This is a genomic window from Amycolatopsis sp. NPDC051061, assembly GCF_040682935.1.
GTDB lineage: Bacteria > Actinomycetota > Actinomycetes > Mycobacteriales > Pseudonocardiaceae > Amycolatopsis.
In genome coordinates this window covers 25,766-51,008 of the sequence record NZ_JBFBBZ010000050.1, presented here as the reverse complement: position 1 = coordinate 51,008, position 25,243 = coordinate 25,766, and the positions used below count along the sequence as shown (strand labels likewise).

The following is a 25,243-nucleotide window of genomic DNA, read 5'->3' as shown; positions in this document are numbered from 1 at the left end:
CGACCCTGAACTGGTGACTGTCGGTGCTTTTCCTTTCTAGCGTGCTCCCGCAGTGCGCCAGTTGAGTGTCGCTTGGCGTGTCGTAGGCTCCGGCACCAAACCGGAGCGGTGTGGGTCCTTGTCACAATTCAAGGACTCAGTGCTAGGAGGGCACACTTCATGAGGAGAACCAAAGCAGTCTCCGCCTTGTCGCTCGTCGCAGGCGCCTCGCTGCTGCTGAGCGCCTGCAGCGGCGGCGATTCGGGCTCGGGTAGCACCGACACGAACGGGTCGTCGACCGACGTCAAGGCGATGGCGGTCGGCAAGGCCGAGCAGGGTGACTCGTTCAAGCTCGCGGACGTCAAGGGCTGGGACGGCACGGTCACGGTCGGGATCGACGACGGGTACTCGGGGTACAACAACCAGACCCCGGACACCAACAGCTCGTACAACACCTACATCTTGACCGCCGTCCTCGAAGACTCGTTCGTCCTCGACGGCAACAACAAGGTGCTGCTCAACAACGACATGTTCGACTCGGTCGACGTGACCTCCAAGGACCCGCAGGTCGTCACGTACAAGATCAAGCCGAACCAGAAGTGGTCGGACGACGCCCCCTTCGACTGCAAGGACCTGTACCTCAACTGGCTGTCGCAGAACGGCACGGCGAAGGGCACGGACGGCAAGAACCCGTTCAACGCCGCTTCGACGACCGGCTACGACAAGATCAAGACGGCCACCTGCAAGGACGCCCTGACCTTCGAGACGGACTACAGCGAGCCGTACCTCGACTACAAGGGTCTGTTCAGCGGCGTCTCGATCCTGCCGGCGCACGTCCTCGAGAAGGGGACCGGCATCGCGGACATCACCAAGCTCGCGCCGACCGGTGACCCGGCCCAGCTCTCCAAGGCCGGCGACTTCTGGACGAACAAGTGGAAGGGCTTCGACAAGGCGCTCATGCCGGCCTCCGGCCCGTACATGATCGACTCGTTCGACGCGAACCAGAAGTCCGTCACGCTCGTGAAGAACCCGAAGTGGTCGGGCGGCAAGGGTGGCCCCGCCAAGATCGTCGTCCGGGCCATGGAAGACACCAAGGCCATGGCGACCGCGCTGCAGAACGGCGAGATCGACGTCGCGGCGTCGACCCAGCCGGACGCCACCGCGGCCACCACGATGAAGGGCCTCGCCCCGCAGGGCGTGACCTACGGCTCGGCCCCGCAGCTCACCTACGAGCACCTTGACCTGCAGTTCAACCGCATGTTCAAGGACGACGCGCTGCGCAAGGCGTTCTTCGAGTCGGTCGACCGCAAGGCGATCACCGACAAGCTGCTCAAGGAAGTCCAGGCCGACGCGGCTCCGCTGAACTCGGTCGTGTTCTTCCAGGGTGAAGAGGGCTACACCGACCTCTACGGCAGCAAGGCCGGCCTGGGCGCCGACGCCGCGGCCAAGACCCTGACCGACGCCGGTTGGGTCAAGGGTGGCGACGGCATCTTCGCCAAGGGCGGCCAGCGGGCTTCGTTCAAGATCACGCACAACCAGAACGCCCGCCGCAGCCAGACCGTCGAGATCATCATCTCGCAGGCCAAGGCGGCCGGTATCGAGGTCAAGGACGAGACCGACGCCAACTTCCTCAAGGGTGGCCGCGTCTCGACCGGTGACTACGACATCGCGCTGTTCGGCTGGTCCTCGGCGCCGTTCAAGTCGCAGTCGCGTTCGATCTACGTCTGCCCGAACGACGGCGGTGACCAGAACTACCAGAACCTCTGCGACCAGAAGATCGACGACGCGTTCAACACGGCCGTGAAGGCGACCGACGAGACCGTCAAGACGCAGAGCTACCAGGCCGCCGACAAGGCGATCGCGGACAAGTATGCGACCCTGCCGCTGTTCCAGACGCCGAGCATGTGGGCGTTCAAGGGCATCGACCGCGTGTACATGCAGTCCTACAACGGTGTCCTGTGGAACGCCGGCGAGTGGGAAAAGAAGTAAGCAGGGCCTAGCCCCGCAGCTTCTTTCCCCTCGTTCCAGATGACCTGGGAGGTACCGGGGCCCGGCCACGAGCCGGGCCCCGGTACCCACCGGAAGTAGCTGTTGACCGTAGGGTTACCGCCACTACGGTAGACAACCGGGTAGCGGTCCAGCGCACTTCTGACGACCAGGCCCGGATGAGGAGCAGTTCGTTGAACCTGGTGATCTACATCCTTCGCCGTCTGGCGATATCGATTCCCGTCCTCCTGGTCGGGACCTTTTTGTCGTTCGTGATGGTCGCCGCCACCGGTGACCCGCTCGGCGAGCTTCGCCACAACCCGCAGCTGAGCAAGGAAGCGATCGACGCGCTCTCCCACAAGCTGGGCCTGGACCAGGGCATCGTGCCGCGGTACTTCAGCTGGCTCGGCGACTTCCTGTCGGGTGACTGGGGCACGTCCATCGCGCAGGGCAACGCGCTGCAGCCGGTCGCGCCGAAGGTGCTGGCCGCGTTCGGCGTCACGTTCAAGCTGGTCGTCGGGGCCGAGATCCTCGCGCTGATCATCGGCATCATCGTCGGCGTGCTCGCCGCGGTGAAGCAGTACTCGATCGTCGACTACCTCGCCACCACGCTGGCCTTCCTGCTGTTCTCGATGCCGATCTTCTGCATCGCGATCGTGTTGAAGAACTACGCGATCGAGATCAACGGCTGGGTTCGCGATCTCGGCCTGCAGGACGTCCTCGGCAATCCATGGCTACGCACGACCAGCCCGGAACAGCTGAAAACGGACGGCGTCGGCGACTTCATAACCAGCACGATCGGCGCCTACCTGCTCCCGACGCTGTCGATCATGGCGATCAGCTTCGCCGCGTACAGCCGGTTCCAGCGGGCCTCGATGCTCGAGGTCATGGGCTCGGACTACGTGCGCACCGCGCGGGCCAAGGGCCTCGCGAACGGCCGGGTCATCTTCCGGCACGCGTTCCGCAACGCCCTGATCCCCGTCACGACGCTGTTCTCGGTGAACTTCGGGTCGGTGCTCGCCGGCGCGATCATCACCGAAACGGTGTTCAACTGGCACGGTATGGGCACATTGCTGGTGGAAGCCGTCAACAAGAACGACACTCAGGTGATGATGGGCTGGCTCGTGGTCATCGCCACCAGCGTGATCGTCGCCAACCTGATCGCCGACCTGGTGTACGGCATCCTGGACCCGAGGATTCGCGTTGGCTGACTTGAACTCCCTTCTCGCGAGCGAGACCGCGACCAAGGACGGAACGCTCCCGCCGGAAGCGCTGCCCGAACCCCGGAGCCAGGGCAAGCTGGTGCTCCGGAAGTTCCTGCACCACAAGCTGGCCATGGCGTCGACCGCGGTGCTGCTGCTGATCATCGTGCTCAGCATCCTGCTGCCGCTCTTCTGGAAGCACAGCTACGAGGACAGCTCCTTCCCGTCCTTCGCGAAGCCGAACGGCGACTTCCCGCTGGGCACCACGCAGGTCGGCAAGGACATGGTGTCGCAGATCCTGCGCGGCACCCAGTTCTCGCTGCTGATCGCCCTCACGGTGTCGATCCTGTCGACCGTCGTCGGCGTCGTGCTGGGTGCGCTGGCGGGCTACCTGCGCCGGTTCACCGACTCGGCGATCTCGCGGGTGACGGACCTGTTCCTGATTATCCCGCAGATCGCCGCGGCGGCCATCCTGGCGAAGGTGTTCGGGAGCGGCTCCTGGTACATCGTCGCGCTGGTGCTGGCGTCGTTCGGCTGGATGCAGATCGCCCGGATCACCCGCGCCGAAGCGATGTCGCTGTCCCAGCGTGAGTTCGTCGACGCGGCGCGCGCTTCGGGTGCCGGCACGTTCCGGATCATCTTCAAGCACCTGGTGCCGAACATGGTCGGCAGCATCACCGTCAACGCGACCCTCGCGGTCGCGCAGGCCGTGCTGGCGGAAGCCGCGCTGTCGTTCATCGGCCTCGGTGTCCAGCTGCCGGACACCTCGCTCGGCCGCGTCATCCTGGAGAACTACGCCCAGCTGCAGACGCGGCCGGCGCTGTTCTTCGGGCCGTTCATCGTGCTCGTGCTGATTTCACTGACGATCAACTTCATCGGTGACGGTCTTCGCGACGCCTTCGACCCGCGTCAGCGGAGAATGAAGGCCTGAACGCGTGACGCGGGGGTGACCGGTTCCGGTCGCCCCCGCGTCCGTTTTCGCGCGGGGATCGCCGGACCTGGGGGTTTCGGATGAATCTCGTGCTCTACGTGTTCCGCCGGCTGACCATCTCCGTCCCGGTCCTGCTGATCGGCACGTTCCTCTGCTTCGTCATGGTCGCCAACACGGGCGACCCGCTCGGCGAGCTGCGCAGCAAGCCCGGCATCAACCTCCAGGCGATCGCCGACACCGAGCACAAGCTGGGCCTGGACCAGGGCGTCTTCGCCCGGTACTTCACCTGGCTCGGCCACTTCCTCAGCGGCGACTGGGGCATTTCCATCGCGCAGGGCAACGCGCTCCAGCCGGTCGCCCCGAAGGTGCTGGCGGCGTTCCGCGTGACGCTCGAACTGGTGCTGGCGGCGTCGGTGCTGGCCCTGATCTTCGGCGTCCTGGTCGGGGTCCTCGCCGCGGTCAAGCAGTACTCGCTCTGGGACTACCTCGCCACGACGCTGGCGTTCCTGATGTTCTCGATGCCGATCTTCTGCATCGCCATCGTCCTCAAGGGCTACGCGATCCAGCTCAACGGCTGGGTGCGGCAGCTGGGCCTGGCCGACGTCCTCGGCAACCCGTGGCTGCGCACGACGAGCCCGGAGAGCCTCTCGGCGACCGGAGTGGGCGACGCGCTCGCGAAGTACGTCGGCGCGTTCCTGCTGCCGACGCTGTCCATCATGGCCATCACGTTCGCCGCGTACAGCCGATTTCAGCGTGCGTCGATGCTGGAGGTCCTGGGCGCCGATTACGTGCGCACAGCGCGCGCCAAGGGCGTCTCGAACAGCCGCGTGATCTGGCGGCACGCGTTCCGCAACGCGCTGATTCCGGTGATGACGCTGTTCTCGGTCAACTTCGGCGCCACGGTGACGGGCGCGATCATCACGGAGACGGTCTTCAACTGGCACGGCATGGGCACGCTGCTGGTGGAGGCGGTCAACAAGAACGACCCCCAGGTGCTGATGGGCTGGCTGGTGGTGATCGCGGCGAGCGTCGTGGTGGCGAACCTGCTGGCCGACCTGATGTACGGGATCCTCGACCCCCGCATCCGGGTGGGCTAGCAGCGCCCCAATGTGGCCTTCGGTGCTTTGAACGCACCCAAGGCGGCCTTCGGTGCGTTGAACGCACCCAAGGCCGCCTTGGGGCGCTCGGTCAGTCGGCGACCGGGGCCAGCTTGCCGGCCTCCCAGGCCGCGCGGCGCTCGGCCTGCAGCACCGGGTCCGCGACCGGCGCCGCCGACAGCAGGCGGCGCGTGTAGTCCTGCTGCGGCGAGTGCAGCACCTGGTCGCGCGTGCCGATCTCGACCAGCTTGCCGTGCTGCATCACCGCGACGCGGTCGGCGAGCAGGTCGACCACCGCCAGGTCATGGCTGATGAACAGGCACGCGAACTGCAGCGACTGCTGCAGGTCGAGGAACAGGTCCAGCACGCGGGCCTGCACCGACACGTCCAGCGCCGACGTCGGCTCGTCCGCGATCAGCAGCGCCGGGTCCAGGGACAGCGCCCGGGCGATCGCCACGCGCTGGCGTTGGCCGCCCGAAAGCTCGTGCGGGTAGCGGTTCATGTAGTGCCCGCCCAGCTCGACCTTGTCGAGCAGCGACCGCACGCGGGCCGACAGCTCCTTGCCGCCCAGCACCTTGTGCAGCACCATCGGCTCGGCGATGGACTCGCCGATCGTCATCTTCGGGTCCAGAGTGGACGCCGGGTCCTGGAACACGATCGCGAAGTACCGGCGAAGCGGGCGAAGCTCCTTCGCCGACATCTTCGTGATGTCCCTGCCCGCGATCGCGATCGTGCCCTCGGTCGCCCGGAGCAGGCCGACAGCGCAGCGGCCGACGGTCGTCTTGCCCGAGCCGGACTCGCCCACCAGGCCGACGATCTCGCCCTTGGCGATGGTCAGCGAGACGTCGTCCACCGCGCGGTTCTTGGTCTGGCCGCGGCGGCCGGGGTACTCGAGCACCAGGTTCTTGATCTCGAGGGCCGGTGCGGCCTCCTCGATCACGGCCTCCAGCTCGGCGTCGGCGAGCCGGATCTCCTCGGCGATCCTGGCCGCCTCGGTGCTGTCGGAGGTGATCCCGGTGTCGTCGAGCAGGCGGCGCCCTTCCGGGCGCTGGCCGAGCACCGGCACCGCGGCCAGCAACCGCCGGGTGTAGTCCTCCTTCGGCGACGCGAACAGCTCGCGGGACGGGGCCTCTTCGACGATCTCGCCCTGGTACATCACGATGACGCGGTCGGCCATGTCGGCGACGACGCCCATGTCGTGGGTGATCAGCACGATCGCGGTGTCGAGGGTGTCGCGCAGCTTGCGCAGCAGGCCCAGGATCTCCGCCTGCACCGTGACGTCGAGCGCGGTGGTCGGCTCGTCGGCGATGATGACCTTCGGGTCGCAGGAGATCGCCATGGCGATGACGACGCGCTGGCGCAGACCGCCCGACAGCTGGTGCGGGTACTGCTTGAACCGCAGTTCCGGGTTCGGGATGCCGACCATGTCGAGCAGCTCGACCGCGCGGCGGTCGGCGGCGGCCTTCGAGATCTCCTGGTGCGAGCGCAGGGCCTCGCGCAGCTGCCAGCCGACCGTGTAGACCGGGTTCAGCGCGGTCATCGGCTCCTGGAAGATCATCGCGACCTGGTTGCCGCGGATCTTCTGCATGTCCTTCTCTTTGAGATCCGCCAGGTTGCGCTCGCCGAGGCGCAGCTCGCCGGCGATCCTGCTGGTCTTGGGCAGCAGACCCAGCACCGACATCGACGTGACGGACTTGCCGGACCCGGACTCCCCGACCACGGCGACGATCTCGCCCGGCTTGACGTCGAAACCGATGCCCTTGACGGCGTTCACGACGCCGTCCTCGGTCTGGAACGACACGCTCAGATCGGAGATCGACAAGACCGATCCGGACACGCCGGCGACGTCCGCCGAAGTTGCTTCAGTGCTCACCAAGATGCCCTTCGTGGGGGTACAGACGATCGCGACGCGGCGGTCGCGACTCGCGCGAGGATAACCGAGGGTGTCCCCGACGAAGGTCGGAGCACGGGAATTACGCTCAACCCGTGATCTCCCCGGTACCGCGCAGGCTGCTGCTCGTCCACGCCCATCCAGACGACGAGAGCATCACCACCGGCGCCACGATCGCACGTTACGCCGCCGAAGGTACCGAAGTGACCGTCGTGACCTGCACGCTCGGCGAAGAGGGCGAGATCATGGCCGGCCTGCCCGAGCTGGCGGGGCTGGGCGCCTGGGCGGCCGACCAGCTGGGCGGCTACCGCGTCGCCGAGCTGACGGCCGCGTGCGCCGCGCTGGGGGTGTCACGACATCGTTACCTGGGCGGGATCGGCCGCTGGCGCGATTCGGGCATGGCGAACACGCCGTCGGCGTCGCACCCGCGGGCGTTCACCGGCGGGAGCGCCGAAGAGCAGGCCGCGCAGCTCGCGGAGATCCTCGACGAGGTGCGCCCCCAGGTCGTCGTCACCTACGACTCCTTCGGCGGCTACGGCCATCCCGACCACATCCGTGCCCACGAGATCACGATGGCGGCGGCGCCCCGCGCGGAGTCGGTGGCGCGGGTGTTCCACACCGTCACTTCGAGTGACGCGATGCGCACCGGGCTGGCCGCGCTGCGGGCCGTCGAGCGGGAGCACCGCGTGCCGGCCGACGACGAGCTGCCGGTGACGCCGGACGAGGAGATCACGACGAAGCTCGACGTCGCCGCGTACGTCCCGGCGAAGCTGGCGGCCCTGCGCGCGCACGCGACGCAGCTGGCCGTGGTCGACGGCGACGTCCCGTACTTCGCGCTGACGAACGAGCTGGCCCAGCCGATCCCGGCGCACGACTCCTTCGTCCTGGCCCACGGGCCGGCCGAGGGTGCGGCGGACGACCTGTTCGGCGGGCTGTGACGTGCCGGAGCCGTTGACCTGGGAACAGCGGCTGATCCTGGCGCTGCTCGCCGTGGACACGGTGCTGCTGGCCGTGCTCGAGCTGTTCTTCCTGCCGCTGCGGATCGGGGTCGTGCCGCTGCCGGTGACGGTCGTCGTCGGCGCCGTCACGACGCCGTGGCTGGTGTCGACGACGGCGAAGCTGGTGCGGCCGGGGCTTTCGTGGGTACCCCTGGCGGTGTGGGTGGTCGTCGTGTTCGGGTTCGGCCTGCTGGGCCCGGGCGGCGACCTGGTGCTGATCCAGGACTGGCGCGCGCTGGTGCTGCTCGGCGCGAGCGCGCTGCCGGGCGCGCTGGTGCTCGGCGGCGGGCTGGGCCGGGCCGCCGTGGGAAGGAGCCCGGGACGTGGGTGAAGCGATCTCCGACCGCCAGGTCGTGGCCGTGCTGCGGCCGTTCGTGCGGGCGTGCGGGCCGATGCTCGACGCGCTGCGCGAGTCCGACCCGTTCGGCCTGCAGGCGCGAGCGGGGGACGACTTGGCCGAGGTCGAGTCCGGCCTCAAGGCGAAGCTGATCCACGGCGTGACGTCGGTGAAGGTGCCCGGCACGGCCGCGTGGGCGCGGATGACGGGCTACGACCGGTCGAGCTGGTGGATGAACCGCGTCGGCCGCTTCACGGCGCTGCTGACGTCGATCCCGGGCCTGGGCGGCGCGCTGGCCGACCGGCTGCCCGTGCAGGACACGCTGGGGGCGGCGTCGCAGGGACTGCTGCTGTGCGCGATCGCGGGTGAGTACGGCGTGACGGACGTCGGAACGCGGGTGCAGCTCATCGCGTCGGTGCTGTTCGAGCGCGAGATCGACGCCGACCTCGCGGCAGGCAAGCACCCGGAGCACGACGAAGCCGCGGAGGCGGACGAAGCGGCGAAGCTGACCGAAGAGCTGACAGCGTCGGAGAAGAAGCACGGCAAAGCGACGGTGAAGGCGGCGGCCGGCACCCTGTGGCGCCTCGGGCGCGGGCTGCTCGGGATCACGGGCGAGCTGGAGAAGCGGCCGCGCGGGAACTTCCTGCACCGGGCGATCGGGATGCTGCCGGTGGTCGGCGCGGCGGCGGACTACTTCGGCGAGCGGTCGGGGTTGCGGGAGGTCTGGAAGCGGGCCCACGTGTGGCTGACCGAGCACCGCACCTGATCTTCCCGCCCTGAGTGCGATCTCCGCGCGACGCCGTTTCCCGGCGATCCTGCCGAAGGTGGCCGGAAGGGCAGGTTCGCGCTGCACGTGATCTTCCCGTGCGGCGCCCCGCTCAAACCTCAGTTCCAGAACTGGAAGACGCTGAACCCGATCTGCGCACCGTCCACATAGCCGCCGAACGCGCCGAAGATCGCGTACGAGCCTTCCCACAGGGCGGTGTTCGCCGGGCGGAAGAACCACAGGATCGCGAACAGGGCGATCGGCGCCCACGGGCGCAGTTTGGCCCCGAGTTCGCGCGCCCGCGGCGGGAGGTACGGCTCGATCGCGCCCCAGCCGTCGAGGCCCGGGATCGGGAGGATGTTGAGGATGAACGTCACGACCTGCAGCAGGGCCAGGTAGGAGATCGCGATCACCAGGCCGCCGGCCATCGGGATCAGCGCGACCACCAGGGCCAGCGCCGCGCCGACCGCGAGGTTGCTCAGCGGCCCGGCCAGCGACACCCACGACGACGTCCCGCGCGACTTCAGCGCGCCGCGGTTGATCCACACCGCGCCGCCCGGGAGCGGGATGCCGCCGATGATCAGGAAGATCAGCGGCAGGATGATCGAGAGGACGGGGTCGGTGTACTTCCGCACGTCGAGGGTCAGGTAACCCTTGTGGGCGACGCTGTAGTCGCCGCCGCGGTAGGCGACCATCGCGTGGCCGAACTCGTGCAGCGACAGCGAGGCCACCCAACCGGCGGCGACGAAGATCACGACGCCGGCGATGAGCAGCGGGTCGCGGTCGCGGACGAAAACGGTGTTGATGTCACCGAACGCGGCCATCGCGCCGCCGGCGACGGTGAGCGCGAGGATGCCGAGGAAGATCGGGCTGGGACGCACTGCTGACTTCTGCACGCTTCCAGTCTTCCGTATGCCCGGTGTGAAGTTACCGGCGTGTCCCCTTGCGCGATCCGGCCGGAACGTCCCCCGAACTCGCTACTCCGCTTGACCTGACCGCACTACACGGGTGTAATCACAGTGATGTCATTCGTCGTCGAGGGGACGGCGAGTGTCGTTTCACCACCGCCAGCCTGGGGAGTGCTAGGGAGCGAGGAGGCGGACGTGCGGTTGGAAGCCGATGGTAAGGAATGGGGGCACGTCATGGGTTGGGGCGAGATCCCGGAGCAGGCTCTGGGAGATCTCACCGAGCTCATCGATGCCACCGAGGAAGAGCAGGATTGGCAGGAACGCGCCCTGTGCGCGCAGACGGACCCGGAGGCGTTCTTCCCCGAGAAGGGCGGTTCCACCCGTGAAGCCAAGCGGATCTGCCTGGGCTGCGAGGTCAAGGACGAGTGCCTTGAGTACGCGCTGGCCAAGGACGAACGCTTCGGCATCTGGGGCGGTCTGTCCGAGCGGGAGCGCCGGAAGCTGAAGAAACGCGTCGTTTGAGGGGGAGTCACCGGTGATGCGAGGCGTCACCGGTGATTCCACGAGGTGAACACTCGGCGTGGGTTCACCATCGGGTGACGGACCGGGGCCGTAGGGTGGCCGCACCGATCCGCCGCCTGATCTGGAGCGTTCGTTGCCCCGCACCGCCGCGCCGCCCGTCCTGCGCACCGCGCCCGTTCTGGCCATTGTGGTCTGTCACAACGGCGAAAACTGGCTGCCGCTGGCGCTTTCTTCGTTGCGCCGCAGCACTGTCCGGCCCCGGCACGTGCTCGCCGTGGACACCGGTTCCACCGACGCGACCCCGCGGCTGCTCGCCGAAGCCGCCGAGGATCCCGGCCCGGACGCGACCCCCGTGCTCTCCGGCGTCATCACACTTCCGGGTGACACCGGCTTCGCCGCCGCGGTCGCCGGAGCCGTCGAGCACGCCACCGAGCGCTGGGGCGACCCCGGTGCGTGGCTGTGGCTGCTGCACGACGACTGCGCGCCCGAGCCCGACTGCCTCGACGAACTCCTGCGCGTCGCCACCAAAACCCCGTCGGCGACCGTGCTCGGCTCGCTGGGCCTCGACTGGACCGACCCGCGGCTGATCGTCGAAGCGGGCCTGTCCACCGACGCGTCCGGCCACCGCCAGCAGGTCGCCGCGCTCGGCGACGAGCCGGCCGAAGTGCTCGCCGTGCCCAGCGCGGGCTCGCTCGTGCGCCGCGACGCCTGGGACGAGCTCGGCGGCTTCGACCCCGATTTCCCGTTGCTGCGCGAGGATCTCGACTTCGGCTGGCGCGCGAACGCCGCCGGCGGACTCGTCCTCTCGGTGCCGACCGCGCGGGTGCGGCACGCGCGCGCCGTCACCACCGGGCAGCGCGCGGCGGATGCCGTCGCCGCCCCGCTCGCGGCCGCGAACCGCGCTCACGGGCTGCGGGTGTTCCTCGTGAACTGCTCGCCGTTTTCCTTCTGGCTGGGGATGATCCGGCTCCCGCTGCTCTCCCTCCTGCGCGCGCTCGTGTTCGTCCTGCTGCGCCGCACCGGGGAAGCGCGCGCCGAGTTCGCCGCCGCGACGTACCTCCTCAGTGGACGCGGCGGATTGCGCGCCGCCCGCGCCCGCCGACGGCGGAATCCGCGGCCGGGCACGGTTCGCGGGCTCTTCACCGGACGCGTGACGCGGCTGCGCAACGCCGTCCGCGCGGGCGTCGTCGGGCTCGTCCGCCGCGGCGTCGAGGAAGACGTCGCGCTCGGCCGCGTGCCCGAGACCGTCGAAACCGAGTCGGCGTGGGTGACGCCGGAAGCGCTCGACGCGCGCGAGACCCGTCCGGTCGGGCCGGACGCGCTGCCCGCCGGCGCCCTGCGCGGGCTCAGCTCGCGGGGGAACGGGCTGCGCAAGCCGGGCACGCTCGTCGCCGTCGCGCTGCCGGAAACCCCGGCGCCCGAACCGGTCTCCGAGTCCGCCGAAGAAGTACCGGCCGCGGTCGAAGAGCCGGAACTCGTCTTCGTCGAGGTGAACCGGCGGCGCGTGCTCGCGGCGACGATCTTCGCGCCGCCGGTGGTGCTGCTCGTGGTGATGACCGCGCTGGGGCTGGTGGTCAACCGCGCCCGGCTCGGCCTCGACCTCGTCGGCGGCAAGCTGCTGCCGGTCGGCGGGCTCGGCGAACTCTGGACGTCGTACCTGACGCCGTGGCACGCGGTCGCCGGCGGCACCGGCGCGCCCGCGTCGGCGACGCTGCCGGTGCTCGGCACGCTCGGCGCGGTGTTCGCGCCGATCGGCGGCCCGGCCGCGCTGGTGGCGATCCTGCTCCTCGGCGACATCCCGCTGGCGGCGCTGAGCGCGTACGCGGCGACGCGCCGGCTGCGCGTGCGCCGGTGGGTCCGCGCGGTCGTCGCCGCGACCTACGCGCTGCTGCCCGCCGCGACCTCCGGCGTGGCGCAGGGGCGGCTCGACGTCGTCGTGGTGCACCTCGTGCTGCCGCTCGTGGCCGCGGGCCTCGCCGGGCTGCTGGTCCGGGCGGACACGCGGTGGCTGCACGTTTCGGCGCTCTCGGCGTTCGGGGTGGCGCTGCTCGGCGCGTTCTCGCCGCTGGCGCACGGGCTCGCGCTCGCCGGGCTGCTGATCGGCTTCGTGGTGCTGCCCGCGCCGACCGGGCTGGCGCGGCGGATCGCGTCGGTCGGCATCGTGGTGCTGCTGCCGCTGGCGTTGCTGCTGCCGTGGCCGACGGTCCTGCTGCGGCACCCGGAGCTGCTGGTGCAGGGGCTCGGCGGCGCGGCTTCGACGGTGTCCGGCACCGACCTGGCCGGGCTCGACCCGGGCGGGCCGGGCGCGTGGCCGATCGGCGTCGCGGTGATCGCGGCGGCGTTGGTGGCGCTGGTCGTCCGCCCGACGAAGCTCTCCGCCGGCGGCCTCGCGCTGGCCGCCCTGGGCGCGGGCGGGCTGGTCCTGGTGCGCCTGGTGACGGCGACGCCGATGCCGGGTGGAGCACCCGCGCACGGCTACGCGGGTGTGCCGCTGCTGATCGTCGGCGCCGGGCTGTTGTGGGTCGTGCTCGGCTCATGGCGGCGCGGCGGCTCGGCCGGCGTGCCGTCGCCGTGGCTGCCGAAGGTGTTCGCGATCGCCGGGGCCGGGGTGTTCCTCGCGCTGGCGGCCGGCGCGGTGGTCGTCGGCGGCCAGGGACCGCTGCGGGCCGGCGACCGGCCTTCCCTCGCGCCGGAGGTTTCGGCGGAGGTGTCCGCGTCCGGCCGGTCGGTGCTGGACATCGCGCCGGACGCGACCCGGCAGATCAGCGGCCGCCTGCCCCACTACGGCGACGACGAACTGGCCCCGACGCCCGGAACTCCCGCCCGGCTGGCTTCCTGGCGCCGGGATCTGGGCCAGGGCGACGCGGGGGCGGTCCAGCGCGCGTTCGCCGCCGCGGCCGCCGCGGGGGTGCAGTTCGTGGTGCTGCCCGCCGGGGTCGACCCGCAGGCGTACGTGCCGCTCGCCAAGGACCTGGTTTCGGTGGCGGCCCCGACGTCCGACGGCCGCGGCGTGCTGCGCCTGCTCCCGCCGGCCGGACAGGTGATCTTGATCTCGCCGGAGCAGGCGAAGGCGGCGGTGACGGGCGGCGGCGCGCCCGGGAACGCGCCGGGCGTGGCGCCGGTCCAGGCGGGGCTGCCGGACGTGCGGGTCCGGGTGTCCGACGGGCCGACCGGGCGGCTGCTGGTGCTCGCGGCGGAGCAGGAAGCGGGCTGGAAGGCGTCGGTGGGCGGCAAGAGCGTGCCGATCGTGCCGGCCTGGAGACACCAGGTGGCGGTGTCGGTGCCGCCGACGTCGTCCGAGGTGACGCTGGAGTTCCCGGGGACGGAACGGAACCTGCTGCTGCTCGCTCAGCTGGCGGCGGTGCTGTTCACGCTGCTGACGGCGGTCCCGGCCCGGCGCCGCCCCTGAGTTTCCAACGCCCCAATGTGGCCTTGGGTGCGTTCAACGCACCGAAGGGCCCCTTGGGTGCGTTCAACGCACCGAAGGCCACATTGGGGCGCTCGGGTCACTCGCCTTCGATGACGTCCGGTTCCACGCCGAGGTACCCGGCCACCTGCTCGACCAGCACGTCGTGCACCAGATCCGCCAGCTCCGACGGATCCTTCGCGCGAGCCTCGAGCGGCCGCCGGTAGAGCACGATCCGCGCCCGCGTCGGCAGCCCGGTCCGGTCCACGCCCGCCGGCACCAGCCGCGACAGCGGCACCGCGCCGTCGTGCAGCACGCCGTCGGACGGCGCCCGGCCGTTCTCCCGGACCTCGGGCACGTCGTCGACCGCCACGTCGAGCTTCGTCAGCTCGTGGCGCCACCGGGCCTCGATCGGCTCCAGCGCGTCGAGCACCAGCGCGTCGAACCGCTCCGCGCGGCTCGCGGCGGCGGGCAGGGTCGCCGGGTACAGCGTCCCGCGCAGGCCCCGGCCGTGCCGGTCCCGTCGCGAGCGCCGCCGCTGTCGGTAGTCACGAGCCGTCGCCACCCCGGAAGTCTATGCGGTCGGCGCGTCCCAGCGCGTGTCGCTCCTACTAGCTTGCGGCGACGCGCTATCGTTTCGGATCGTGCGAAGCGTACGGAAGTGTTCGCGTACCGGCTGTCTCGAGCCGGCTGTGGCCACGCTGACGTATGCCTACAGCGACTCGACCGCCGTCGTCGGCCCCCTGGCCACCGCCTCGGAGCCGCACTCGTACGACCTCTGCGAAGCCCACGCGCTGCGGCTGACCGTCCCCAAGGGCTGGGAAGTCGTCCGCCACGAAGGCGCCTTCGCCGCGCCCGACCCGTCGGCCGACGAGTTGACGGCGCTGGCCGAGGCTGTGCGCGAGGCCGGCCGCCCCGGCAAACCGGCCCCCGCGCCCGAGCCCGAGGGCCCCTCCGGGCGCCGTGGGCACCTGCGCGTCCTCCCCGGTCGCGCCTGAGCGCGTAACCCACCACCACCGCCGGTAGGCTTTCCGCGCGGCGCAGCGGGCGCCGGGACGACTAATCGCGGGGAGACGGCGTGCCAGACCTTTCGGGCATCGTGAAGGCCTACGACATTCGCGGCGTGGTCGGCGAGCAGCTCGACGCGGACCTCGTCCGCGACTTCGGCGCCGCGTTCGCCCTGCTCATCAAGCCGGAAGCGCCGGCCGTGGTGATCGGGCACGACATGCGCGACTCGTCGCCGGGCCTGGCGGCGGCCTTCGCCGAGGGCGTCACCTCGCAGGGCCTCGACGTCGTGAGCATCGGACTGGCCAGCACCGACCAGCTCTACTTCGCCTCGGGTTCGCTGAACCTGCCGGGCGCGATGTTCACCGCGAGCCACAACCCGGCCAAGTACAACGGCATCAAGATGTGCCGCGCCGGTGCCTCCCCGGTCGGCCAGGACACCGGGCTCGCCGAGATCCGCGACACGATCGAGCAGGGCGTGCCCGGCTTCGAGGGCCAGCGCGGCAGCGTGTCCGAGCGGGACGTCCTCGCCGACTACGCCGCCTACCTGCGCAACCTTGTCGACCTGTCGGGCAACCGGCCGCTGAAGGTCGTCGTCGACGCCGGCAACGGCATGGGCGGCCACACCGTCCCGACCGTCTTCGACGGGCTCCCGATCGACGTCGTCCCGATGTACTTCGAGCTCGACGGCAGCTTCCCGAACCACGAGGCCAACCCGCTCGACCCGGCGAACATCGTCGACCTGCAGGCGAAGGTGCGCGAGGTCGGCGCGGACGCGGGCGTCGCCTTCGACGGCGACGCCGACCGCTGCTTCATCGTCGACGAGCGCGGCGAGCCGGTTTCGCCGAGCGCGATCACCGCGCTGGTCGCCGTCCGCGAGCTGGTCAAGGACCCGGGCGGCACGGTCATCCACAACCTGATCACGTCCAAGGGCGTGCCGGAGATCGTCTCCGAGCACGGCGGCAGGCCGGTCCGCACCCGCGTCGGCCACTCGTTCATCAAGGCCGAGATGGCCCGCACCGGCGCCATCTTCGGCGGCGAGCACTCCGCGCACTACTACTTCCGCGACTTCTGGCGCGCCGATACCGGCATGCTGGCGGCGTTGCACGTCCTCGCCGCCCTCGGCGAGCAGGACGGCCCGCTGTCCGAGCTGACCAGCGCGTACTCGCGCTACGCGGCTTCGGGCGAGATCAACTCGACCGTGGACGACCAGGTCGCGAAGATGATGGCGGTCAAGGACGCCTTCGGTGTCCGGTCCGGCGTCGAGCTCGACGAGCTGGACGGCCTGACCGTGCAGCTGCCGGGCGGCGCCTGGTTCAACCTGCGCCCGTCGAACACCGAACCGCTGCTCCGGCTGAACGTCGAGGCCGCGAACACCGAGGCGGTGCAGGCGCTGGTGGACGAAGTACTCGCGATCATCCGCAGCTGACCCGTCCCGGGTGAAGGGCGGCCGGGGCCAACTGTGTCCGGAAGATGCCCTTCACCACACCTCACCGCGTGGTATGGAGGAACCATGGCCATCACGCTCGACGCCCAGCTCCTCGAGATCCTGGCGTGCCCGTCGCCCGATCACGCCCCGTTGCGCCCCGGGGCACCGGACGACCCCGAAGCCGACGCACTGACGTGCACCGAATGCGGTCGCGTGTACCCGGTCCGTGACGGGATCCCGGTGCTGCTCCTCGACGAGGCCACCCTGCCGGGCGACGCCGGAAAATCCGATGCCGACAGTGCTTGACGACTCACTGCTCGACGACGCCGCGCGTTTGGCCGAGGCCGACAGCGCGGGGCTGCTGCGAGCTGCCGCGATGGCCGGCGCCCAGGTGCGGGCGGCCGCCGAGCTCGCGGCCGAGATGGGGCTGGCCGACCGGCTCGACGTGGGGCGCCCGCGCGCCCTGGTGCTGATCGACCGGCCGGGCGTGAGCCGGACGCTCACCCGGCTGCTCGCGGCGCTGCTGGCGCCGGCGTGCCCGGTGCCGGTCGTCGTCGCCGAGGTGGTGCCGAGCTGGATCGGCGCGCTCGACGTCGTCTTCGCGCACACCGACGACCCCGGCGACCGCGAGCTCGCCGCGTCGCTGGAGCGCGCCGCGCGCTTCGGCGCCTCGGTCGTGCTCTCCGCGCCGGCCGAAGGTCCGGTCGCGGCCGCCGTGGCGGGCAAGGGCTTGCTGCTGGCGCCGCGCATACCGGTGCCGCCGGAGCTGGCGTTCCCGCGCGGCCTGGCCGCGGGGCTGCTCACCGCGAACGCGCTGGGCCTGCTGGTCTCCGACGTCCAGGAGCTGGCCGACCAGCTCGACCTGGAAGCCGAGAAGGACTACCTGGCCCGGGAGTCGTTCGCGAACCCGGCCAAGGCGCTCGCGCTGCGCGTCGCGGACCGCGTGCCCCTGCTGTGGGGTCTGGACCCGGTCGCGGTCGCCGTCGGCGAACACGCTGCGCACGCGTTTGCCGCCCACGCTGCTACCGTCTGTGACGTCGAGGACTATCGTCAGGCTCTGGCGCGTCCCGCATTGCGGCGGGCCGCACTTTCGAGTGGCGCGGAACGTGACATCTTCGCCGATCCGGACGATCCATCAGGTGACATCCCGACTCGGGTGCTGCTCCTCTCGGTGCGAACCGGTCCGGCCACGGACGCGGCGCGCTTCCAGGCCGAGGATCTGCTGCCCGGGGCGGAGGTCATCGCCCCGGCCGAGGAGATCGAGGCGGACGAAATCGTGCGGGCCGCGGTGCTGGCGCTGCGGTTCGAACTGGCGGCGGTCTATCTCGGGCTGGCGGCGGGGAGCATCGGCGGCGCGGGCCGCTTCGCGCCCGCGACGGCGTGAGACCCGCCGGGCACCGGCCCCGGCGGACGCCGAAGGAGTGGAGTTGAGGTGACAGTGGAGCTGCTGCGCAACGCGGTGCGGCCCTACGCCTGGGGATCGCGGACGGCGATCCCCGAGCTGCTGGGCCGTCCGGTACCCGCGCCGCACCCCGAGGCCGAGCTGTGGATGGGTGCCCACCCGGGCGACCCGTCGCACGTCATCGGCCCCGACGGGACCGAGCGGAGCCTGCTCGAGCTGGTCGACGCCGACCCGGTGCGTCAGCTCGGCGAGCGGTGCGCGAAGCGGTGGGGCGGGCGGCTGCCGTTCCTGCTGAAGATCCTCGCCGCGGAGGAGCCGCTGTCGATGCAGGCGCACCCGTCGGCGGCGCAGGCCGCGGAGGGACACGCCCGCGAGGAGAAGCGAGGCATCCCCCGGGACGCGTCGAACCGCAACTACCCGGACCCGACGGCGAAGCCCGAGCTGGTCTGTGCGCTGACGGAGTTCCACGCGCTGGCCGGGTTCCGCGAGCCGGACCGCACGGTGAAGCTGCTGAAGGCGATCGAGACGCCGGGGCTGGCGAAGTACACCGGGCTGATCGAGGCGCAGCCGGACCCGTCGGGGCTGCGCGCGCTGTTCACGACGTGGATCACGCTGCCGCAGCCGTCGCTCGACGCGCTGCTGCCGGACGTGCTGGACGCCTGCGTCCGGCACGTCCAGGAGCACGGCGAGTTCGCGGTCGAGTGCCGGACGATCCTGGAGCTCGGCGAGGCGCACCCGCGGGACGCGGGCGTGCTGGCGGCGTTGCTGCTGAACCGGCTGACGCTGCGCGCGGGCGAGGCGATCTACCTGCCGGCCGGCAACCTGCACCTGTACCTGCACGGCACGGCCGTGGAGATCCTGGCGAACTCGGACAACATCCTGCGCTGCGGCCTGACGCCGAAGCACGTGGACGTCCCGGAGCTGCTGCGCGTGGTCGACTTCGCGTGCGGCGAGATGCCGGTCCAGTGCGGCGAAGCCGGCGGCCGGATGGCGGTGTACCGGACCGACGCGCCGGAGTTCGAGCTGTCGCGCGTCGAGTGGGCCGCGGGTCAGGACGACGAGATCTCGGTCGACAGCGTGGGCCCGCAGATCCTGCTGTGCACAGCGGGCGACCTGCTGGTGACGGCCGACGACGGCGAGAAGGTCGAGCTGCGCCGGGGCCAGTCGGTGTGGCTGCCGGCGGCGGACCCGCCGGTGCGCGTGCGCCCGCTGGACGGCGCGCGGGCCCAGCTGTTCCGGGCCACCGCGGGAACCTGCGAAGACTGACACCAGCCCAGCTCCCGCACCTCGGCAGCCGACTCACGTACCCAGACGGTCGGCTCGCGTACCTGGACGGTCGGCTCGCGTACCTGGACGGTCGGCTCGCGTATCCCGGGGGTCGGCTCGTGAACCGACCTTCCAAGTACGTGAGCCGACTCTCTGGGTACGCCAGCCGACTCTCTGGGTACGTGAGCCGACCCTTCGAGTACGCCAGCCGACTCTCTGGGTACGTCGGCCGGCCTTCGGGTGTCTGGCCGGCTTCTGTGTGCGTTCCGTGTGGCGGCGTCCGCCACGATCGACACCAAGGGGGGACCCTGGTGCGCTGGCGCGCGCCGGTCCACTGGGGGTGGCGCCGGGCGGTATCGTCCGGCGCCCTGGGCTGGGGGTGGTGTCGCGAGGGGGCGGCACCACCCCGTCCCGTCCGACGGGTGTTCGCCTCAGGCCGGCTCCGTCAGCGCGAGCAGCGCTCGCCGCAAGGCGGCCGCGCTCGCGTCGCGAGGGTCCGCCAGAACCGCCGCTTCGGCGGCCGCCGCCGACGCTTCGTCCGGGGAACCCACCGCCTCACACGCCCGGCTCAGCACCAGCCACGTCAAGCCGGTCGCGGATCTGCCGCCCATCTCGCGGAACTCGTCCAGGCACGCCCGGAGCACCGGGATCGCCTGCGCCGCCCGCCCTTCGCCGATCCAGCTCGCCGCCAGCGCGCGGGTGCAGGACAGCTCCCGGGGCCGCTCGTCCAGGTCCCGGGCGAGGTCGCGGGCTTCCTCGAACGCCGCCGTCGCGCGATCCCGGGCCCCCGTCGCCGCCGAGATCGCGCCCAGCGTGCGCAACGACTTCGCCAGCGCCGAACGCGCCATCGTCCCGCGCAGCAGCTCCACCGACTCCGTGATCGCCGCCTCCGCCGCCGCACCGTCGCCCGTCAGCAGGGACGACCACGCGAACCCGTGCAGCGCCGTGCCGATCCGGCGCGGGTCACCCGTGGCCCGGGCCGAGGCCAGGGCGAGCCGGTCGACCTCCCGGGCCTCCGCCACCCGGCCCAGCCGCAGCAGGGCCGCCGATTCCGCTTCCCGGACCAGGAACTGGTCGTCCAAAGCGGACAGTGAACGCACGGTGTGCAACGCCTCTTCCGCGCGGCCCAGGCCGATCAGGCAGTGCGCCAGGTTCGCCGAAACCCACGCGTGCGTGCGGTGGTCGCCGTGGGCTTCGAGCTCCTTCGCGCATTCGCGATACGCCGACGCGGCCTCCTCGTACTGGCCGCGCGCGTGCCGCAGCAGCGCCAGGTTCGCCTCGGCGATCGCCGCCGTCGGGCGATCGTCCGTCGCCGCCAGAACCGTTTCGTACGCCGCGCGCATGTCCGCGTAGTGCCCGTGCAGGTACAGGTACACGCTCAGCTTGTCCAGCAGCAGCAACGCTTCCCGCGCACCCAGCGACCCGATGAGCCGCACGAGGTTCGCGCGCTCGGCCGCGAACCACTCGTTCGGACGTTCCAGCAGCCGCTCGACCAACGAACCCGGCAACGGCTGCGGGAACGGCTCGTGGACCGGCGCCGGCATCGGCACCGTGCGCGGCAGGCGGGCCGCGGCCGCGTCGGCCAGCGCGAGGGTCGCCGCCAGCACCGTCGACGCGCCGCCCTCCTCCGGCGGCCCTTCCGCCGCGTACAGCCGGACGAGGTCGTGCATCCGGTACCGGCCCTCGCCGGTCGGATCCGGTCCGCGCGCCTCCAGCAGGCTCGCTTCGACGAGCTCTTCGACGGCCTCGTCCGCGTCCGGCTCGCCGATGAGCGTCGTGACCGCCCACGCCGGCAGGTCGACGAGCCGGCACCGCCCGAGCAGCCCGAACGCGCGCCGCGCCGGCGGCCGGAGGCCTTCGTGGCTCAGCGCGATGCTGCTGCGGACGGCCAGGTCGCTCACCGTCAGCTCGTCGAGGCGGCGGACCTCGTCCTCCAGCCGGTCGGCCAGCTCGCCGAGCCGCAGGTGCGGGCGGATGGCCAGCCGGCTGCCCGCGATCCGCAGGGCCAGCGGCAGCCGCGCGCACGCCGCGACGATCCGGCCCGCGTCCGCGCGCTCCCGGGCCACGCGCGCCCCGGCGAGCCGGTTCAGCAGCTCGGTGGCTTCGGCGTCGGACAGCGGGCCGAGGGACAGCCGGTGCGCGCCGGCCAGCCCGCTCAGGCGCGGCCGGCTCGTCACCAGCACCGCGCAGCCCGGCGTGCCCGGCAACAGGGCGCGGACGTGCTCGGGGTCGGCGGCGTCGTCGAGCACCACCAGCACCCGCCGGTCGGTCAGCCGGCCGCGGAACACCGCCGCGCGGGCGCGGACGTCGTCCGGCACCGCCGGGCCGGGCACGCCGAGCGCGCGCAGCAGGTCGGCCAGCACCTCGCCGATGTCGCGCCCGCCCAGCGGCACGTACAGCTGACCGTCCGGGAACCGCGCCCGCAGCCGGTGCGCGGCGCGCACGGCCAGGGTGCTCTTGCCCGCGCCCGGTTCGCCGCTGAGCACGGCGAGCGGGACGCCGGCGCCGCTGCCCAGCACGCCGGTGAGCTCGGCCAGCTCGGCGTCGCGGCCGGTGAAGTCCGCGATGTCCGGCGGCAGCTGGCACACCGGCCAGACCGGCGGCGGCATCCGCGGCACCGGGTCCTCGCCGCGCAGGACGGCGGCGTGCACGCGCCGCACCTCGGCGCCCGGTTCGACGCCGAGCTCCTCGATCAGCGTGGTGCGCAGCCGCCGGTAGATCTCGAGGGAGTCGCCCTGCCGCCCGGCCCGGTGCAGCGCGATCATCAGCTGCGCGGCCAGCCGCTCCCGCAGCGGGTGCTCGGTGATCATGGCCTGCAGCTCGCCGGTCAGCTCCCCGTGACGGCCGGCGGTGAGCTCGGCGTCGACGCAGTCTTCGAACACGGCGAGCCGTTCGGACTCCAGCCGCGCGACGTCGGCGTCGAGCCGCGGGACGTGCAGCCCGGCCAGCACCGGCCCCCGCCACTGCGCGAGCGCCCGCCGGTAGTGCCTCGACGCGGCGAGTGCGTCCCCGGCCCGCTGCCCGTCGGCGACGGCCGACCGGAAGACGAGCAGGTCGAGCTCGCCGGGTTCGACGCACAGCCGGTAGCCGGGCGGCCCGTGCTCGACGCGCAGGCCGTCGATCCGCTCGCGCAGCCGCGAGAGGTAGGTGTGCAGGTTCGAGGCATAGGACTTCGGCGGCCGCTCCGGCCACAGCGCTTCGACCAGCACGTCGGCGTGGACGTGCTGGCCGGCGTTGAGCAGCAGCACGGCCAGCAGGGTGCGCTGCCGCTCGCCGCGCAGCGTGACCCAGTGCCCGGGCGGGCTCTCGACGGCGAGCGGCCCGAGCACGCCGAAGTGCGCCATGTCCACCTTCCCCAGTGCCGGAGCGGCCACCGTAGCGAAGGGGTACGACAGAAACGGGGCGGTGCGGCGCGGGAACCGATCAGGGTCCTCTAGGCTCCAAACCGGCAATTCGGGAACTTCGGCAGGGGAGCGGTCGTGTCAGCTGGAGGCGGAACCAAGGCGATCATCGCCGCGCTCGGGGCGAACGCCGGGATCGCGGCCGCGAAGTTCGCCGGCTTCCTCGTCACCGGGTCGTCGTCGATGCTCGCGGAGTCCGTGCACTCGCTGGCCGACACGACGAACCAGGGCCTGCTGCTGCTCGGCCAGAAGACGTCGAAGCGCGCGGCCGACCAGGAGCACCCCTTCGGCTACGGCCGCGACCGGTACTTCTACTCCTTCATCGTCGCGCTGATGCTCTTCACGCTCGGGTCCGCCTTCGCGTTCTACGAGGGCATCCACAAGATCGGTCACCCGGAACCCCTGGAATCGCCGATCGTCGCCGTGATCATCCTGCTCGTCGCGGTCGGCCTGGAGGGCTACAGCTTCTACACCGCCATCGGCGAGTCCCGGAAGATCAAGGGCGACGTGAGCTGGTGGGGCTTCATCCGCCAGGCCAAGGAGCCCGAGCTCCCCGTCGTCCTCCTGGAGGACGCCGGCGCGCTGATCGGCCTGATCCTGGCGCTGCTCGGCGTCGGGCTGTCCGTCGTCACCGGCAACCCCGTCTGGGACGGCGTCGGCACCCTCGCGATCGGCGCGCTGCTCGGCGTCATCGCGATCATCCTCATCGTCGAGATGAAGAGCCTGCTCATCGGCGAAGGCGCCAACGAGCCGGTGCTCGCGACGATCGTCGACGAGCTCGCCGCCGGCAAGGTCGAGCGGGTCATCCACATCCGCACCCAGTACATGGGCCCGGACGAGCTGCTCGTCGCCGCGAAGCTGGCGATGGTCCCCGGCCTCGACACCGCCGAGCTGGCCGCGGCCATCGACGACGCCGAGGCCCGCGTCCGCGCCAAGGTACCCGTCGCGAAGCTGATCTACCTCGAACCGGACCTCGACCGCAGTCTCGCGAAGTAGGCCCCGGCGTTCGGCGAGCCGTCACGCGTCTGACCCGATAGGGTGACCTACCGCGATACATGCAGGCCAGCCGCAGGAGGTCAACGGTGCCCGGAACGGGATTGTGGCGCACTAAATCCATCGAGCAGTCCATTTCGGACACCGATGAGCCGGACACCAAGCTCCGGCGGAACCTGAGCGCGTGGGACCTCACGGTCTTCGGGGTCGCGGTCGTCATCGGGGCCGGCATCTTCACGCTCACCGCGCGCACGGCCGGTGACTACGCCGGCCCGTCGGTCTCGCTGGCGTTCGTCTTCGCCGCGATCGCCTGCGCGCTGGCGGCGCTGTGCTACGCCGAGTTCGCCTCGACCGTGCCGGTCGCGGGCAGCGCGTACACGTTCTCCTACGCCACGTTCGGCGAGTTCATGGCGTGGATCATCGGCTGGGACCTGATCCTCGAGCTCGCCGTCGGCGCGGCCGCGGTGTCCAAGGGCTGGTCGGTCTACCTCGAAACCGTGCTGAGCTACCTGTTCGGCAAGGGCGCCAAGACGACGTTCGACATCGGCAGCGTGACCGTCGACTGGGGCGCGCTGGTCGTCGTCGCGATCCTGACGACGCTGCTGGCCGTCGGCACGAAGCTGTCTTCGCGGGTCTCGATGGTGATCACCGGCATCAAGGTCGCCGTCGTGCTGTTCGTGATCATCCTCGGCATCTTCTACATCAAGGGCGCCAACTACTCGCCGTACATCCCGCCGGGCTCGACCGGCGGCTCGGGCGAGACCGGCGTCGACCAGTCGCTGTTCTCGCTGATCGCGGGCGGCGCGAGTAGTTCGTTCGGCGTCTTCGGCCTGCTGGCCGGCGCTTCGCTGGTGTTCTTCGCGTTCATCGGCTTCGACATCGTCGCGACCACGGCCGAGGAGACGAAGAACCCGCAGAAGGCCGTCCCGCGCGGGATCATGGGCTCGCTGGCGATCGTCACCGTGCTGTACGTCGCGGTCTCGCTGGTGGTCGTCGGCATGACGTCGTACAAGGACCTGGCCACCTCGGCGGGCGACGGCAGCCACAAGACCCTCGCCACGGCGTTCTCCGCGAACGGCGTCGACTGGGCGGCCAACATCATCTCCTTCGGCGCGCTGGCCGGCCTGACCACCGTCGTCATGGTGCTGATGCTGGGCCAGGTCCGGATCATCTACGCGATGTCGCGCGACGGCCTGATGCCGCGCGGGCTGGCGAAGACCGGCGAACACGGCACGCCGAAGCACGCGACGCTGATCGTCGGCGGCCTGGTCGCGCTCGCGGCCGGCTTCTTCCCGGCGGACAAGCTCGAAGAGATGGTCAACGTCGGCACGCTGTTCGCGTTCGTGCTGGTGTCGGCGGGCGTGCTGATCCTGCGCCGGACGCGCCCCGACCTGCCGCGCGCGTTCAAGGTGCCGCTGGTGCCGCTGATCCCGATCCTGGCGATCCTGGCCTGCCTGTGGCTGATGCTGAACCTGACCGTGCTGACCTGGCTGCGGTTCGTCGCCTGGATGATCATCGGCGTGGTGATCTACTTCGGCTACAGCCGGCGGCACTCGCTGCTCGGCAAGCGGCAGGCCGCCGGCGCCGACGGCGGCCTCGACGAGCCCGTCAAGGCTCCGGAGGCCTAGCGTCACCCACCCGTTCGGGCAGCCCCGCCGATCCGCGTTCGCGCAGGTCGGCGGGGCTTTTACGCGGGACTTCACATCGGACGATCTTGCGTTTCG

General features: G+C 71.2%; 20 protein-coding genes. 16 read left to right on the top strand and 4 right to left on the bottom strand.

Going from position 1 to position 25,243, the window contains the following annotated elements; translation table 11 throughout:
- Positions 1 to 159: 159 nt before the first annotated feature.
- The 4 genes from AB0N03_RS42410 to AB0N03_RS42395 all read left to right on the top strand — a co-directional run bounded on the left by AB0N03_RS42410 (position 160) and on the right by AB0N03_RS42395 (position 5,195).
- On the top strand, positions 160 to 1,968 hold the full coding sequence (locus AB0N03_RS42410) for an ABC transporter family substrate-binding protein (protein WP_364384973.1): 1,809 nt from the start codon (positions 160 to 162) through the stop codon (positions 1,966 to 1,968).
- Between the two features lie 191 nt (positions 1,969 to 2,159).
- Positions 2,160 to 3,176, top strand: coding sequence for an ABC transporter permease (locus tag AB0N03_RS42405; RefSeq protein WP_364384970.1), 1,017 nt, complete (start codon positions 2,160 to 2,162; stop codon positions 3,174 to 3,176).
- Between the two features lies 1 nt (position 3,177).
- Positions 3,178 to 4,098 (top strand): ABC transporter permease, encoded by a 921-nt coding sequence (locus AB0N03_RS42400; protein ID WP_364385028.1) that lies wholly within the window; start codon positions 3,178 to 3,180, stop codon positions 4,096 to 4,098.
- 80 nt (positions 4,099 to 4,178) lie between these two features.
- Positions 4,179 to 5,195, top strand: coding sequence for an ABC transporter permease (locus AB0N03_RS42395; protein WP_364384967.1), 1,017 nt, complete (start codon positions 4,179 to 4,181; stop codon positions 5,193 to 5,195).
- Positions 5,196 to 5,286: 91 nt separating this feature from the next.
- On the opposite strand, the gene AB0N03_RS42390 is transcribed toward AB0N03_RS42395, so the two are convergent.
- Positions 5,287 to 7,068, bottom strand: coding sequence for an ABC transporter ATP-binding protein (locus AB0N03_RS42390; RefSeq protein WP_364384965.1), 1,782 nt, complete (start codon positions 7,066 to 7,068; stop codon positions 5,287 to 5,289).
- Positions 7,069 to 7,181: 113 nt separating this feature from the next.
- On the opposite strand from AB0N03_RS42390, the gene mshB reads away from it, so the two are divergent.
- The 3 genes from mshB to AB0N03_RS42375 are packed head-to-tail and all read left to right on the top strand — an operon-like array spanning position 7,182 to position 9,187.
- The gene (gene mshB / locus AB0N03_RS42385) at positions 7,182 to 8,024 is read left to right on the top strand and encodes an N-acetyl-1-D-myo-inositol-2-amino-2-deoxy-alpha-D-glucopyranoside deacetylase (protein ID WP_364384963.1); all 843 of its coding nucleotides are present in this window, start codon (positions 7,182 to 7,184) and stop codon (positions 8,022 to 8,024) included.
- Between the two features lies 1 nt (position 8,025).
- The gene (locus tag AB0N03_RS42380; protein WP_364384961.1) at positions 8,026 to 8,415 is read left to right on the top strand and encodes a hypothetical protein; all 390 of its coding nucleotides are present in this window, start codon (positions 8,026 to 8,028) and stop codon (positions 8,413 to 8,415) included.
- Positions 8,408 to 9,187: a hypothetical protein gene (locus AB0N03_RS42375; RefSeq protein WP_364384958.1), complete on the top strand. Its 780-nt coding sequence runs from the start codon at positions 8,408 to 8,410 to the stop codon at positions 9,185 to 9,187. Before AB0N03_RS42380 ends, AB0N03_RS42375 begins: the two co-directional genes overlap by 8 nt.
- Positions 9,188 to 9,306: 119 nt before the next feature.
- On the opposite strand, the gene AB0N03_RS42370 is transcribed toward AB0N03_RS42375, so the two are convergent.
- Positions 9,307 to 10,068, bottom strand: coding sequence for a site-2 protease family protein (locus tag AB0N03_RS42370; RefSeq protein ID WP_364385025.1), 762 nt, complete (start codon positions 10,066 to 10,068; stop codon positions 9,307 to 9,309).
- 261 nt (positions 10,069 to 10,329) lie between these two features.
- Between AB0N03_RS42370 and AB0N03_RS42365 the strand changes: the two genes are divergently transcribed.
- Both AB0N03_RS42365 and AB0N03_RS42360 read left to right on the top strand, forming a co-directional pair.
- Positions 10,330 to 10,617, top strand: a complete 288-nt coding sequence (locus tag AB0N03_RS42365; protein WP_364385022.1) for a WhiB family transcriptional regulator — start codon at positions 10,330 to 10,332, stop codon at positions 10,615 to 10,617.
- Between the two features lie 133 nt (positions 10,618 to 10,750).
- The gene (locus tag AB0N03_RS42360) at positions 10,751 to 14,026 is read left to right on the top strand and encodes a glycosyltransferase family 2 protein (RefSeq protein ID WP_364384955.1); all 3,276 of its coding nucleotides are present in this window, start codon (positions 10,751 to 10,753) and stop codon (positions 14,024 to 14,026) included.
- 97 nt (positions 14,027 to 14,123) lie between these two features.
- Here the strand turns inward: AB0N03_RS42360 and AB0N03_RS42355 are convergent, their stop codons facing one another.
- Entirely contained in the window at positions 14,124 to 14,588 is a 465-nt protein-coding gene (locus AB0N03_RS42355; RefSeq protein WP_364384953.1) for a metallopeptidase family protein, read from the bottom strand.
- 79 nt (positions 14,589 to 14,667) lie between these two features.
- Here AB0N03_RS42355 and AB0N03_RS42350 point away from each other — a divergent pair, with 79 nt between their 5' ends.
- The 5 genes from AB0N03_RS42350 to manA all read left to right on the top strand — a co-directional run bounded on the left by AB0N03_RS42350 (position 14,668) and on the right by manA (position 19,125).
- On the top strand, positions 14,668 to 15,021 hold the full coding sequence (locus AB0N03_RS42350) for a DUF3499 domain-containing protein (protein ID WP_026468546.1): 354 nt from the start codon (positions 14,668 to 14,670) through the stop codon (positions 15,019 to 15,021).
- An 80-nt stretch (positions 15,022 to 15,101) separates the two neighbouring features.
- Positions 15,102 to 16,457: a phosphomannomutase/phosphoglucomutase gene (locus AB0N03_RS42345; protein WP_364384950.1), complete on the top strand. Its 1,356-nt coding sequence runs from the start codon at positions 15,102 to 15,104 to the stop codon at positions 16,455 to 16,457.
- Between the two features lie 84 nt (positions 16,458 to 16,541).
- Positions 16,542 to 16,763: a Trm112 family protein gene (locus tag AB0N03_RS42340; protein WP_364384947.1), complete on the top strand. Its 222-nt coding sequence runs from the start codon at positions 16,542 to 16,544 to the stop codon at positions 16,761 to 16,763.
- On the top strand, positions 16,747 to 17,841 hold the full coding sequence (locus tag AB0N03_RS42335; RefSeq protein WP_364384944.1) for a hypothetical protein: 1,095 nt from the start codon (positions 16,747 to 16,749) through the stop codon (positions 17,839 to 17,841). The genes AB0N03_RS42340 and AB0N03_RS42335 overlap by 17 nt, the downstream gene beginning before the upstream one ends.
- A 54-nt stretch (positions 17,842 to 17,895) precedes the next feature.
- A complete protein-coding gene (manA, locus tag AB0N03_RS42330; RefSeq protein WP_364385019.1) occupies positions 17,896 to 19,125 on the top strand; it encodes a mannose-6-phosphate isomerase, class I in 1,230 nt (409 codons plus the stop codon).
- A gap of 431 nt (positions 19,126 to 19,556) precedes the next feature.
- On the opposite strand, the gene AB0N03_RS42325 is transcribed toward manA, so the two are convergent.
- Entirely contained in the window at positions 19,557 to 22,469 is a 2,913-nt protein-coding gene (locus AB0N03_RS42325; protein WP_364385016.1) for a BTAD domain-containing putative transcriptional regulator, read from the bottom strand.
- A 135-nt stretch (positions 22,470 to 22,604) separates the two neighbouring features.
- Here AB0N03_RS42325 and AB0N03_RS42320 point away from each other — a divergent pair, with 135 nt between their 5' ends.
- Complete coding sequence (locus tag AB0N03_RS42320; protein ID WP_364384941.1) at positions 22,605 to 23,522, top strand: cation diffusion facilitator family transporter; 918 nt, start codon at positions 22,605 to 22,607, stop codon at positions 23,520 to 23,522.
- Positions 23,523 to 23,608: 86 nt separating this feature from the next.
- Positions 23,609 to 25,147, top strand: a complete 1,539-nt coding sequence (locus AB0N03_RS42315) for an amino acid permease (RefSeq protein ID WP_364384938.1) — start codon at positions 23,609 to 23,611, stop codon at positions 25,145 to 25,147.
- Positions 25,148 to 25,243 lie beyond the last annotated feature (96 nt).